Origin of the sequence: Sphingomonas sp. Leaf22, from assembly GCF_001421715.1 — a bacterium.
Taxonomy (GTDB): domain Bacteria; phylum Pseudomonadota; class Alphaproteobacteria; order Sphingomonadales; family Sphingomonadaceae; genus Sphingomonas.
This window is the reverse complement of the sequence record NZ_LMKP01000030.1, coordinates 1-12,309: the sequence shown is the minus strand read 5'-3', so window position 1 is coordinate 12,309 and position 12,309 is coordinate 1. Positions and strand designations below refer to the sequence as shown.

The following is a 12,309-nucleotide window of genomic DNA, read 5'->3' as shown; positions in this document are numbered from 1 at the left end:
AGCCGCTCGATCTGCTCGTCCGTCAGCCAAAAAAGGTCGCTCATTCGGGTCTCCTCGCAGAGCCTGAATCAGATCGCGATCCTCATATCAATGGGTCCTGACCCTAGCGGCCGGAATCGGGTTCGAAACCCCCTAGCAGCCGTTCGGCTGAGACGACCCAATTGCGGTCATTGCAGGGGGCGTGCCCGCTTGCCAGGTTCTACCATTTGTTCATGTCGAAAACGGCAGATGGGCCACTTCTGCCCCATGGACTTTGAGAGGCAGACGCAAGTAGCTTAACTTTATGTCCGGGAAACCGGCAGCAGCCTACCCTTTCCTTCGCTTCCCAGGTTCGGACGCTGGTTGATCTTTTTGATAAAACCAATTTCAACGTCCGACTTTCCACTCACGAATCACGCGAAGGTAAAAGCGGACGTACGCTGCCGAAAGCGACTGCATCGCGCACCCGCAGACGCAATTCAGCTATTTGCTCTGGCGCGTCGCTCCGGGCTAGTGCGCGACGCGCAGGAGATTAATCATGAAAACAGCGTCGGTTGCCATTCTTTACCAAGCGCTTCCGCCACCGTTGATCGATGGACTGCGAAAGGATGCGAAGCCAGGTGGATATTCAGATGGTGGCGCCGACATTGCTTTCGCATTGCGCACGGCCGGCGTGAATGTGGTCACGCCCACCTCCACGCCGAACCCGTCTAGGGCGCTAGACTGGGTATTCCCGGACACGGCCGACGGCATCCATAGCGCAGGCGCCGCAGGCGCATCGGTCCTGTGGGCGAACACCGTCCTGTTCGAAGGACATCCGCTCGAGACGGTAATGGCCGACGTCGACATTGTCGGGCAGATTCCCTCGGCAATGCAGGCATTCGACGACAAGTACGAAACGAACGTCCTTCTTGCCCAGGCTGGCCTGCCCGTAGCGCGATCGTTTCTGCTGTCCGGCACGGGCAAGGAGAACGTCTGTGCGCTGGCCGATGTCGAAGACGCGTGTGCTTCCCGCGGCATGTCCTTCCCGATGATCGTCAAGCCGGTGCGCGGACGTGGAAGCCAAGGCGTCACCTTGGTGGGGAGCCTCAGCGACCTGCGCGATGCCGCGACTGCATTGATCGAGGCTGCCACCTTCGGGGACATGCTGATGGTGGAAGAGTTTCTTGGCGGTGATGAGATGACGGTCACCGTCATGCCGCCCTCGTCTCCGCGTCCGGACGGTTCGCGGGCATCGACGCACTGGACCTTGCCGCCTGTGTACCGCTTCGATCAGCGCGGCGGTGTAGCACCGTATAACGGTGACGTTCCGGTTACCGCCAACAGCATCGCAATCACTCCCGAGCGGCTACGCGAACGCGCTATCATGGCAATAATCGACAGCTGCGTCGCGGCGGCCGCGCTGGTCGACACCCGCACCGCGATCAGGATCGATTGCCGGGCCGATCGGGATGGTACGTTCAAATTGTTCGACCTTAACATGAAACCCAACATGACGGGGCCGGGCCGCCCGGGGCGCGAAGATCAAGATTGCCTCTCCGCGATCGCAGCCCGAGCCGCTGGTTGGAGCTACGTCGATCTTCTGTTGGCGATGTTTGACGCCAAATGGAGGTTTGAGCCGTCGGACCGGGTTTAGGTGCGGAGGCCCTCTACCAGGCGAGCATGCTGCTGACCCACGGCTTCCGGCAGACCCAGTTGCAGTCGCCTCAGCGTCGCTGCCCCGTGCCAAAACCGGAAGTCTCTTCACATAGACTAATGGGCGCGAGCCCGTTCCGTGCAACGAGACGTTGAGGTGGTTCAGTCGCTTTTCCGATCCTGGCGGAGCTCCTGCTCACACGGAGAAGAAACATGCGCGCACTCTGTTGGCACGGTAAGGGCGATGTCCGCGTCGACACTGTCGCAGACCCCGAGATCAAGCATCCGCGCGATGCGATCATCAAGGTCACCGCCTGCGCGATCTGTGGGTCGGACCTACACCTGCTCGACGGCTACCAGCCCACCATGGAAGCGGGCGACATCCTCGGCCATGAGAATATGGGCGAGGTCGTAGCGCTCGGGTCCGAGGTCACCAACCTCAGGATCGGCGACCGTGTAGTGGTGCCGTTCACAATCAGCTGCGGCGACTGCTGGTTCTGCCGGAAAGGCCTGTTCGCGGCCTGCGATCGCACCAACCCCAACGCGGAGATGGCCGCCAAGGCGATGGGCCACTCGCCCGCCGGCCTGTTCGGCTTCAGCCACATGCTCGGCGGTTATTGCGGCGGTCAGGCGGAGTACCTCCGCGTGCCGATGGCGGACATCGGGCCTATCAAGATCCCCGACAGCGTCACCGACGATCAGGCGCTGTTCCTGTCTGACATCTTCCCGACCGGCTACATGGCCGCAGAGAACGCGCAGATCGAACCCGGCGACACAGTCGCGATCTGGGGCTGCGGTCCAGTCGGCCAGTTTGCCATTCGCTCCGCATTGATGATGGGGGCCGGTCGCGTCATCGCGATCGACGAAGTGCCCGAGCGGCTCGCCATGGCGGAAGCCGGCGGTGCCGAGACGATCAACTTCGCCGAGACGGACGTGTTTGACGAACTTCAGGCCCGTACCAAGGGACGCGGACCCGACAGCTGCATCGATGCGGTGGGTTGCGAGGCGGCCGGACACGGCGCGGCCGATGCCGTCATGGACAAGGTCAAGGCGTCGATGTTCCTCGCGACCGACCGCGTCCACGTGCTGCGACAGGCGATCATGAGCTGCCGCAAGGGCGGTACGGTGTCGGTGCCTGGCGTCTACGTCGGCATGGGCGACAAGCTGCCAATCGGTGCGGCGATGAACAAGGGGCTGACCATCAAGCTCGGCCAAACCCACGTCCAGCGCTACACCAGGCCACTGCTGGAGAAGATCGTGGCCGGGGAGATCGACCCGAGCTTCGTCATCACGCACCCGGCCAGCCTTGAGGACGCGCCCGAAATGTACGCCAGGTTCCGCGACAAGGAGGACGGCGTCATCAAGGTGGTCATGCGCCCGCACGGCTGAGCTGCGCATCCCTCATCGTCGTGGCGACGTGCGATCCCTCTTTGAGGATCGAACGCCGCGACGACCGGCGCACGGCAGCTCGCAAATTAAATGGTACCACGCACGGACGGTGCTCGTTGAGCCGTTCCAGATAACCGAAATGGAATGAGATGCACCAGATCAACCGCGGCTCCGGCCGCAAACTGCTGCTCGTCCATGGGCTGGGCGGAAGCTCGCGATCATGGAGCCCCATCCTGGACTCGCTCGGCGCCAGTCGAGCGGTTATCGCGATCGACCTGCCCGGACATGGCGCGACCCCTGCGGAGCACGATAGCGGAACGTTCAACGGCCTGGTCGGGAGCGTCCAGCGCTATATCGTGGAACACGAGCTGACCGGGATCGACGTCGTCGGCAGCTCGATGGGCGCGCGAATGGTGCTCGAACTTGCCAGGCGCGGCGTCGTCGGCAACGTCGTCGCCCTTGACCCGGGTGGGTTCTGGCGTGGTTGGGAGCGCACCTTCTTCAAAACCACGATCGGCGTCTCGGGCCGCTTGTTGCGGGCGATCCGACCCGCCTTGCCGACGCTGAGCCGTAACGCGGCCTCGCGCACTGCCCTGCTCGCCCAATTGTCCGCGCATCCATGGGCGCTTGATCCGCAGATGGTGGCGACCGAGTTGACCGGTCTTAGTACGACACCGACGTTCGATGCGCTGGTTCATGACCTTGCGAACGGGCCGGAGCAGACCGGTCCTGCTGCCGACTGCACCGGTCGGATCGTGATCGGATGGGGCAGGCACGACAGGCTCTGCCTGCCAGGTCAGGCGGCGCGCGCAAAAGCTGCGTTCCCGTCCGCAGAGCTGCACTGGTTCGAGTCCAGCGGTCATTTTCCGATGTGGGACATGCCGGAGGAGACAGTCGAGGTCATCCTCAGAGCTACGCTGTGAAAGTAGCAGGGTGTAACGCAGACCCAGAAACGGTCATTCAAGCCCCCTTTGCCATTTTCTAAAACCGGACGTCCCTACTCGTCGCCGGACTCACGGTTTAGCTCCGTTGCGCGTGCTGCCGAAGCTTCGTAGCGTCCAATGCAACTGCCGCCGTAGCCACATAGGAGATTTGAATCGATGGCCCATTCGAGCGTCCGCTTCGAGAAGAGCGAGTACGAGTGGGTTGCGGAGCGCGACAGCGTGGGATTCGTCGGCATGACGGATTTCGGCGAGGTCGAATTTCTCATCACCGCCGACGCGCTGGCGGAACTATTAAACCCGCAGCTTGAAGGGGTCGACCCCGAGACGGCATTGGAGGTGTTTGTAGAATTCGAAACTGACATCCATCGGATCGCGCAGCGGGAGTTCGTCAAGAGGCTCGGCGGAGAGCCGCCAATACTCCTGACTTCGGCAGATCTCGACGGCTGACAACGCTTGGCAGGTGAACTCTGCAGTTCTCATTTCCGCTGCGCGCAGACCACCATGATGCGGCTGACCCGTGAACGTGCGCCTTGACCGATTGTCTTGAAAAAAGCGACCTCGCAGAACGCGGCGAAACATTCGAATTTAAAATTCTGACGGTGAGCACGATCGCTTCAACGGTAAAGTGCGCCTGATTCCATCCTTGCGCCTTTGCGCACGGAAGTGTCGTGCTCTGCCTTTTTCAACACAATCACCTATAACCGGTCATTTGCGCTATCTCTCCCGTTAATCAAAAGCGGACGACGATTTATGTTCGGGCAGGCGAGGTGCAGCACGCATAGTGGAGGTAGCGACGTTAAGTCACCCCGAGTGTTAAGCCGGATTGGTTGTTCGAGGAAATATTGCAACGCCCTTCGATCTTGGTCGAATTCGTGCATAAGTAACGAATGACGAAAAGCGATTACGACGCGGAACTCAAGCGTCTCCAACTAGCCTTGGTCGAGACACAGGTTGCTGCGGCTGAATCTGGCGAGCGAGTGCTTATCGTGCTCGAGGGGCGTGATGGGGCGGGCAAGGACGGTACGATAAAGCGGATAGTCGAACATTTGGCGGCACGAGCTACTCGGATAGTGGCACTCCCTAAACCAACCGATCGCGAGCGGTCACAATGGTACTTGCAGCGCTATGTTGCCCATTTGCCTGCGGCGGGTGAAATAGTGATATTCAACCGATCCTGGTACAATCGCGCGGGGGTCGAGACCGTGATGGGTTTCTCCACGCCCGCCGAGCAGACCCAGTTCCTGCGCGATGCGCCAGATTTCGAGCGGATGCTGGTCGAGAGCGGCATCAAGCTCGTCAAGCTTTGGCTCGACATCTCACGTGATGAGCAACGCCGGCGCCTGGACGATCGACGAACTGATCCGCTCAAGCAACTTAAAGTGTCGGATATGGACGCGGCCGCGCAAACGCGCTGGTCCGATTATTCCAATGCGCGGAACACGATGCTCTTGCGCACGCACACGCCGCTGGCCCCCTGGTTCTGTGTACGCGGCGACGAAAAGGAGAATGCTCGCATCGCCGTTCTGCGACATCTCGTCGGCTCTATAGCACCGGCTGACATTGCCGGCAGCCATCGCAAGCCGGACCCGGCGACGCTGTTTCCTTTCGAACCGGCAGCGATTGCCGACGGTCGGCTTGCAGCTTAGCCGACACGACTGATCTCCATTGACGGTCGAGCCTTGCCCTAACCCCCGAGGAAGCGCATCCTCGAGTGATTGGGGTAGGTAGAAATGCTTCCAAGCAAAGGGAAATTTCGAGTCGACCGTGATCTAGGTTCGCACGCGGGACCCGCACGCTGATGCGCGTCGCGGTATTTGGCGCACGAAGCTATGATCGGCTTTTTCTAACGGTATCCAACGCCGGGCATGGCCATGATCTGCGCTTCATCGACGCGCCGCTTGACCCCCTGACTGCTTCGCTGTCGAGAGACTGTCGGGCGATCTGCGCGTTCGTGAACGACCGGCTCGATGGTGAGGTGTTGACGATCCTGCGCGGTAATGGCGTCGAGATCGCAGCACTTCGTTGTGCCGGCTACAACAACGTCGATCTGAAGGCAGCCGATCAGCTGGGCATAGCAATCACGCGGGTACCAGCCTATTCGCCGCACGCCGTTTCAGAATTCACCATTGCCCTGCTGCTCGCGCTCGATCGCAAGATTCCACGCGCCTGGGCGCGGGTGCGCGAGAACAACTATGCGCTCGACGGGCTGGTCGGTCGTAACTTGCACAGGCGCACCGTCGGGGTCGTAGGCACCGGGCAGATCGGCGCGCTGGTTGCACGCACTTTGCGCCTCGGGTTCGGCTGTGAGGTAATCGCTAGCGATCCGGCGCCCGACCCCGCTCTGGAGGCTATCGGCGTTGAATACGTATCTGTCGACGCGTTGCTGAAGAGGGCGGAGATCGTCAGCCTCCACTGCCCGCTCACCCCCGAGACGCGCCATTTAATCGATGCGCAACGGCTAGCGGACATGAAGCCCGGCGCATTGATCGTGAATACCAGTCGGGGGGCGCTGATTGATTCGAAGGCGCTGGTCGACGCTCTCAAGGCCCGGCATCTTGGCGGCGTCGCACTCGACGTCTACGAACAGGAAGCGGGCATTTTCTTCGACGATCTGTCGAACGAGATCATCGACGACGATGTTCTCCAGCGCCTGCTCACCTTTCCCAACGTGCTTGTAACTGGCCATCAGGCGTTTCTGACGGAGGAAGCGCTGGCCGCGATCGCCGAGACGACGCTAACCAGCCTTTCGGATTTCGAGGCTGGCCGCCCGCTGCTCCATCGACTTCGCGCAACCAACGGCATGGGAGATGTTCGATGAACCCCGGTCTTGTGCGCCTTCGTGTTCGTGCGGCCACTATTTTGTGGTTCCTTGGCGGCATCGGCTTTCTGCTGGCTCTGCCGGTGCTCCTTCAGGCTTGGTGGCCCATTCCTATCGCGGTGGTGCTACTGGCGTTCGCGCTCGCATGGCTACCAGCGTGGTTGTGGCGTCGTTTCGTGCGGAATGGTTGGCTGCGCAGTGCGGTGATCCCGCTCGGCATCGCTTTCGCGTTCGTAATTGCGATACTTCTTGCAGCGCCTGTCTACTATCTCGCGTCGATCACGGAATTGCGCCCGGCGCTTGTCCCACAGGCGACATTGACCAATGGCGAGAAGCGGATCGTTTTTCAGGGAATGCAGCATGTCGGCGCAAGCCGTTTCTACAAAGGCGTGGCTTTCGATCTGGAGGATGCGCTGGCGCGCGGCTATGTGCTTTTCTACGAAGGCGTGGCGAATTCGACGCCCGCCAACGACCGCTGGTTTCAGGAAGTAGCGACGCATGGTCGCGACCTGACCGGCGCATATCGCGAACTCGGCCAGGTCTGCGGTCTGGATTTCCAGTCCGACTATCTACAGGTCGTGGTCAACGATTCGCTGGTCCATCCCCAAAACCATGTCGTTGCAGACGTGAATACGACGCAGCTTCGCACCGAATATGATCGCCTGATGCATAGCGATGGCGCCTTTGCCGCAGCGATGTCGAACAAGGTCGAGGCGAGCGACGTCAACGGTTTGGACCGCGTCGTAAGCTGGCTTCGCCATGGCACGGACGGACAGCGCGAACTGGCCGGCGTACTTTGCCGCGGTGTGATGACATTGACGATGGTGCATTCGAACGATGCAAGCGCGCGGCAGGACCTCGACCCGCTTATCCTCGATTATCGAAACAGGGTGCTTGCTGACCGTCTCCTGCGCGAGCCACGCGAGGCGATCTACGTTACCTACGGGGCCAAGCATCTGCCGGGTACGTTCGCGTTGCTGCGAGCCGCCGATCCGCGCTGGCATGTCGGCTCGGTCAAATGGCTGCGCACGATCGACAGTCCAGATAGCTATTCGGCGAACCTGCCCGGGATCACCGGCCCATCGGGAGAAACACGATGAATGGAATTCTGCTAATCGGCGCCACCCTGCTGGCGCTCGCCGCCTCGCAGGCGGCACAGGACCCAGTCAAGAACGTGCCCGTGGAATTCTCGAAGGGTGCCAGTTCGATAACTGTGAAGGACAGCGTGCGAGGCTATGCGACCGTCAACTATACCGTCGCTGCGCGTGCCGGTCAGACGATAATGGTACGGATGAACACCAACAACGGGTCAAGCTACTTCAATGTGACTGCACCCGGCGCGGACGACGCGCTGTTCAACGGGTCAATCGCCGGCAACAGCTTCACCGGCAAACTACCATCGACTGGGAACTACACCGTCCAGGTCTATCTGATGCGCAATGCTGCGCGCCGTAACGAGGTCGCGAACTACACGCTGACCCTCGGCTTGCGATAATCGAATACCGGCCGGCCAGGGTACCGGCCGGTATTGTTGGATCAGAAGCGGCGGTGGTCGTCGCCGTCGATCAGATCGCAGGTGCCACGAAAGGCATAGGTTCCCGGCCCCTGGATGCTGATCGTTCCCGAGCGACGATTGATCGTCAGCCGCGGTTTGTTCAGACCGTTCAGGCGATAGCTTGCGGTTATCTGATCGGGATTGGCCGACACGCTGTTCAGATCCCACCAACCAAGCTGGTCGCCGCGCGTGTTGATCGGCGGAATCAACGGTCGCGGCAGGCGGATGCGGCCGCCGCCGTTCCAAAGCTGAATCATGACGGTCGCATCGACCGACTTGGATCCCGCCTGATTGACGACGCCATAGTCGTAATGGTCGCGCTTGCTGTCCCACACCCAAACCGTGCGTGATTCAATGGTCGGCCGTTGCCCCTCGCCGAAGCAGACAAGGCCCAGGTCAACTGTGCGGCCACCGACGTCCATCGATTGACCTCCGGGCAACGTCGTTGGACGGTCATACCCATAGCCGGGCCGCGGCGGCGGCAGGGGACGGCTCGGCTGGACCGGTCGCGCACCGTAAGAGGGCAGCGTTGTCGCGGTTGGCTGTCGGCAATCCGGTGCCGTCGTTGGCGTGATCGCGTCGTAGCGGCCTTGCATGGTCGTCACCACAACACACTGACGCCGGTCGCGATTCCACCAATAGGCATAGGCGCGATCGTCGCTCTGTTCGCTGCGCACGCTGACATAACCGCGGGATCGGATCGCGTTCTCGGCTTGCCCGGCGCGGGCACCTACCAGATCGTCGAGGTCGGTCGACTGGGCGCTGGCTGGCCCTGTTAATCCGATCGTGAAGAGGGCCAGCATACCGACTGATCCTGCGTTGTGCCGTATCGTCATAACCACCTCCGTTGAAAAACACCGGGTTACGGTGCGGGAAAAATCGCATCCATGATCGTCAGCGGTTCGCCGGGACTGGTTCCGACAGGTGCCATCGTGATGAGGATCGTCGAGCCCGGCTTTGCCGCCGCGCGAACATTCTCATAGAATGGACGCGGCAGGCGCAGGCGGTTGATGGTCGCCTCATCTAGTGGCATCCCCGCCTCGCGTTCATGCCCTGGCAGCCCGATGTAGCTCCATTGCGGCTTGCCATCCGGCGAGGTGCCCAGCGTGACGAGGTGCGTGCCCGGATCGTCGTCGGCCACTTCGGCCACGCTGCGTCCGATCTCAATCCCGTTGCGAAGGACGACGACGCGGCGATCGGACTTGGACACGATGATCGTGAGCGGCCCCGACAGCGCGCGTTCGGGTCGCCAAGTGAAGCCGCGCTGGTCGAGCGCTGCTCCTGCAGCGGGACGTCCCTTTGCATCGAAGGGCGCTAGCAAACTCTGGTCAGACGTCCGTACATGGCGGGCGGCATCGCCTTGGATCACCACGGTCGCACCGAGCGAAGTGATACCAAACAGCAGCTTCGAAAATTCGAACGGTAGATGGACGCAGCCGTGGCTCTCGGGATAGCCTGGCAGGCCCCCGGCGTGCAACGCGACGCCATCCCACGTCAGCCGCTGCTGGAAAGGCATCGGCGCACTGTTGTATTTGCTGGACCGGTGGTTAGCGTCTTTCTGAAGGATCGTGAAGACGCCGGTGGGTGTTACGTGACCCGGTTTGCCCGATGACACCGTCGACACGGCAATCCGGACACCGTTGCGATAAACCGTGGCGACCTGTGCCGACAGGTCCACATATACGACGACCGGCCCGGCCGGCGCGATGTCGGGCGCCCAAACCCACTCGCCGGGTCTCAACGCCTCGGCACGCCGTGCAAGGTCGGCGGACGAACTGGTCCGCGCGCCCTGCAACGCCTCTGCAGTGTCCGGGGCCAGCATCATTGCGGCAAGCGCGATCATCCGCATCGTGCGATTTCCTTTCCGGCAAGATCGAGGAAGCGGTTTGTGGAGCCAATCCGGATAAACGGCTTCCACACAAGGGATGCGCGCAAGGCGACGCCGACAATACCGCCAGCCTTATCGTACAATGCGATGCTGCCATCGGGCATCGCTGCAATGCGCAGTGATCCGCACTGCTTTCCGCGATCAGTCCTCGCTGCCGCTGTCAGAACGGTCCTGCGCTCGCGATAGGCTTCGATAAGGCAACGTCGGTGATCGGGCCGCAGCGAGCACAGCCGACTGCGTCTGAACCATGCCCCACCGTCTTCGATCCAGGGTCCAGTCCTCGTTTGTCCGCGTTCAAGGGCTGAGGCCAACTGCGCATCGACGCGCTGAAGCAGAGGATCGCCGCAGACGAGCTGATCACTAGCGTAAACGGGATGCGTGCAGTCCGCCGTAAGCTGGGGAAACGGGGGTGGCACCGCTTTCAGAAACACAAGACCGATCAGCTCGATCATAGCGCAAACAGGAGCGAGAAGCAGAGTGCAAACAAGCCCGCTTCCAGCGTACTGATGAAAGTGTGTGACGCCGAACGCCAATAAGACTGGCGCAGTTCAGTGTGGAACCAGCGCGTCTCGACCAAAATATAAAAGGCGCACGCTACAGCGAATATCAAGGCGCCCACATACTGCGCGACCGCTATTGACTGGGCAGCTAGCGTCGAGCCAACTGAAATACCCAAGGAAAATGGCGCGACTGCGAAACACTGGGCGTAGAACGGCCCTTGCAGACTGTCGCGATCGAGTTGGACATTAGACCTGCGGACCTTGCGGGTCGCCAGCGCGAGCGGGAACGCACCGAACAGGATCAGCCGGAGCGACAGCAACGTCGTGTTGTCGTTCACCAGTCGCGCCAAGCCGTGCTGGCTGGCAACGATCGGATTCACGTCGTGAACGCTCAGGTCGATCGCTTGACTGAGCACCAGCGTCAGAATCATCGTGATTGGTGGGTTGACGGTCCCGCGGAACTGTCGATCAGCCGGCTGACGCAGTTGATCTTCCGCATACGCCATTGTCTGCAGAGGATGGCGAACGATCCGCCACAAAGTGACGGGAAAGAAGACGAGCCAGCTCATCAGTTCGTAGAGCAGCTTGTCGAGGGAATTGAGCCATTGAACGAAATTCATCGATCGCCCACCCTTCCCGTCGAGACGTAACGCCTTCCCTACCCGTGTGCAATTGGTTTGCGTGGATTATCAACAGGTAAGGACCGCTTGCTCGGTATCTGCTGCGATCCGGGGGTCGCCCGTTCTACAAAATCCCAAGGGTCGCTACCGTGTAAACAGGAAGCCGATCACCAGCATCAGCAACAGGGCTTCGGTAAGTGCCCAGGCTACGTTCCCGACCGCACGGAGATAGCCGCAGCGCCGCCGCCCGGCGAACCAACGGGTTTCCAGAATGACGAAATTCAGAATGCTGGCGACGATAAGTGCCCGGCCAGCGACGTGGAAAGTGCCGCTAGGTGCTGTCACGAAACTTGTGCCGAGACTGATTCCTAGCGAGAATACCGCGACCGGATAGCACTGCTCGTAAAACGGCAAACGGAGCGTCAAGCGACTGAGCGGCATCCGCTGACTGCGCATCAGTCGCCCGGCAAAGCATAAAGCAAACCCGGCAAAGACGACGACGCGCAGCACCAGCGCGGTCGTCGTATCGTTGATCAGGCTCGCCAGACCCCGTTTGCTTGCGATAATCGTATCTGTCTCGCCCAGTGCGATAGCCGCTGCGTGGGCGAGCAAGAGTGAAAGCGCTAAAAATAGCGGTGGACTGAGCAGCGATGCGTATTGCTCATTTTCCGGCAGTTCCTGCTGCCGATCGACTTCTGCCATCAACGTGATCGGGCGTACCGTTGCTCGCCATAGCGTGATGGGAAAGAACAGTAGCCAACTCATCACCTCATACAGGAGCTCGTCAAGCGAATTCAGCCACTTCATGAAATCCATGGCAGCACCTTGCCACAGGCGATCGATAGCGCAACACGTCAATGCTTCTCAGAGCAACCAATCGGCCTGAGCTGCTGCCGGTTTCGTGGACACCGAGATAAGGTGTTTTTCGGAACCGGAGGATGGAGATGCAACGACGGAAGTTCAGCCGCGAGTTCAAGCTCG

13 protein-coding genes are annotated in these 12,309 nt (G+C 60.9%); 8 read left to right on the top strand and 5 right to left on the bottom strand.

Annotation, left to right across the window (positions count from 1 at the left end; genetic code table 11):
- Positions 1 to 517: 517 nt before the first annotated feature.
- The 8 genes from ASE70_RS12570 (at position 518) to ASE70_RS12535 (ending at position 8,260) form a co-directional block, all read left to right on the top strand.
- Positions 518 to 1,615 (top strand): ATP-binding protein, encoded by a 1,098-nt coding sequence (locus tag ASE70_RS12570; RefSeq protein ID WP_056505367.1) that lies wholly within the window; start codon positions 518 to 520, stop codon positions 1,613 to 1,615.
- 212 nt (positions 1,616 to 1,827) lie between these two features.
- Entirely contained in the window at positions 1,828 to 3,003 is a 1,176-nt protein-coding gene (locus ASE70_RS12565) for a zinc-dependent alcohol dehydrogenase (protein ID WP_056505364.1), read from the top strand.
- 149 nt (positions 3,004 to 3,152) lie between these two features.
- The gene (locus tag ASE70_RS12560; protein ID WP_056505359.1) at positions 3,153 to 3,926 is read left to right on the top strand and encodes an alpha/beta fold hydrolase; all 774 of its coding nucleotides are present in this window, start codon (positions 3,153 to 3,155) and stop codon (positions 3,924 to 3,926) included.
- Between the two features lie 177 nt (positions 3,927 to 4,103).
- Entirely contained in the window at positions 4,104 to 4,394 is a 291-nt protein-coding gene (locus tag ASE70_RS12555) for a DUF1488 family protein (RefSeq protein WP_056505356.1), read from the top strand.
- Between the two features lie 440 nt (positions 4,395 to 4,834).
- Positions 4,835 to 5,593: a polyphosphate kinase 2 gene (ppk2, locus tag ASE70_RS12550; RefSeq protein ID WP_056505353.1), complete on the top strand. Its 759-nt coding sequence runs from the start codon at positions 4,835 to 4,837 to the stop codon at positions 5,591 to 5,593.
- Positions 5,594 to 5,745: 152 nt separating this feature from the next.
- Entirely contained in the window at positions 5,746 to 6,765 is a 1,020-nt protein-coding gene (locus tag ASE70_RS12545; RefSeq protein WP_056505351.1) for a 2-hydroxyacid dehydrogenase, read from the top strand.
- The gene (locus ASE70_RS12540) at positions 6,762 to 7,865 is read left to right on the top strand and encodes a hypothetical protein (RefSeq protein WP_200925639.1); all 1,104 of its coding nucleotides are present in this window, start codon (positions 6,762 to 6,764) and stop codon (positions 7,863 to 7,865) included. The genes ASE70_RS12545 and ASE70_RS12540 overlap by 4 nt, the downstream gene beginning before the upstream one ends.
- Positions 7,862 to 8,260, top strand: a complete 399-nt coding sequence (locus tag ASE70_RS12535; protein WP_056505348.1) for a hypothetical protein — start codon at positions 7,862 to 7,864, stop codon at positions 8,258 to 8,260. The genes ASE70_RS12540 and ASE70_RS12535 overlap by 4 nt, the downstream gene beginning before the upstream one ends.
- Before the next feature lie 41 nt (positions 8,261 to 8,301).
- On the opposite strand, the gene ASE70_RS12530 is transcribed toward ASE70_RS12535, so the two are convergent.
- From ASE70_RS12530 to ASE70_RS12515, 5 genes are all read right to left on the bottom strand, one after another.
- A complete protein-coding gene (locus ASE70_RS12530) occupies positions 8,302 to 9,123 on the bottom strand; it encodes a hypothetical protein (RefSeq protein ID WP_156356215.1) in 822 nt (273 codons plus the stop codon).
- Between the two features lie 59 nt (positions 9,124 to 9,182).
- Complete coding sequence (locus ASE70_RS12525; protein WP_056505342.1) at positions 9,183 to 10,169, bottom strand: L,D-transpeptidase family protein; 987 nt, start codon at positions 10,167 to 10,169, stop codon at positions 9,183 to 9,185.
- Positions 10,160 to 10,660, bottom strand: coding sequence for a hypothetical protein (locus ASE70_RS19915; RefSeq protein WP_156356213.1), 501 nt, complete (start codon positions 10,658 to 10,660; stop codon positions 10,160 to 10,162). The genes ASE70_RS12525 and ASE70_RS19915 overlap by 10 nt, the downstream gene beginning before the upstream one ends.
- Complete coding sequence (locus ASE70_RS12520) at positions 10,657 to 11,328, bottom strand: hypothetical protein (protein WP_056505339.1); 672 nt, start codon at positions 11,326 to 11,328, stop codon at positions 10,657 to 10,659. The genes ASE70_RS19915 and ASE70_RS12520 overlap by 4 nt, the downstream gene beginning before the upstream one ends.
- Positions 11,329 to 11,472: 144 nt before the next feature.
- On the bottom strand, positions 11,473 to 12,144 hold the full coding sequence (locus ASE70_RS12515) for a hypothetical protein (protein ID WP_056505336.1): 672 nt from the start codon (positions 12,142 to 12,144) through the stop codon (positions 11,473 to 11,475).
- Positions 12,145 to 12,309 lie beyond the last annotated feature (165 nt).

Coding starts and splice junctions, on each gene's coding strand:
- ASE70_RS12570 (WP_056505367.1), top strand. CDS start 518: ATGAAAACAGCGTCGGTTGCCATTCTTTACCAAGCGCTTCCGCCACCG.
- ASE70_RS12565 (WP_056505364.1), top strand. CDS start 1,828: ATGCGCGCACTCTGTTGGCACGGTAAGGGCGATGTCCGCGTCGACACT.
- ASE70_RS12560 (WP_056505359.1), top strand. CDS start 3,153: ATGCACCAGATCAACCGCGGCTCCGGCCGCAAACTGCTGCTCGTCCAT.
- ASE70_RS12555 (WP_056505356.1), top strand. CDS start 4,104: ATGGCCCATTCGAGCGTCCGCTTCGAGAAGAGCGAGTACGAGTGGGTT.
- ppk2 (WP_056505353.1), top strand. CDS start 4,835: ATGACGAAAAGCGATTACGACGCGGAACTCAAGCGTCTCCAACTAGCC.
- ASE70_RS12545 (WP_056505351.1), top strand. CDS start 5,746: ATGCGCGTCGCGGTATTTGGCGCACGAAGCTATGATCGGCTTTTTCTA.
- ASE70_RS12540 (WP_200925639.1), top strand. CDS start 6,762: ATGAACCCCGGTCTTGTGCGCCTTCGTGTTCGTGCGGCCACTATTTTG.
- ASE70_RS12535 (WP_056505348.1), top strand. CDS start 7,862: ATGAATGGAATTCTGCTAATCGGCGCCACCCTGCTGGCGCTCGCCGCC.
- ASE70_RS12530 (WP_156356215.1), bottom strand. CDS start 9,123: ATGCTGGCCCTCTTCACGATCGGATTAACAGGGCCAGCCAGCGCCCAG.
- ASE70_RS12525 (WP_056505342.1), bottom strand. CDS start 10,169: ATGCGGATGATCGCGCTTGCCGCAATGATGCTGGCCCCGGACACTGCA.
- ASE70_RS19915 (WP_156356213.1), bottom strand. CDS start 10,660: ATGATCGAGCTGATCGGTCTTGTGTTTCTGAAAGCGGTGCCACCCCCG.
- ASE70_RS12520 (WP_056505339.1), bottom strand. CDS start 11,328: ATGAATTTCGTTCAATGGCTCAATTCCCTCGACAAGCTGCTCTACGAA.
- ASE70_RS12515 (WP_056505336.1), bottom strand. CDS start 12,144: ATGGATTTCATGAAGTGGCTGAATTCGCTTGACGAGCTCCTGTATGAG.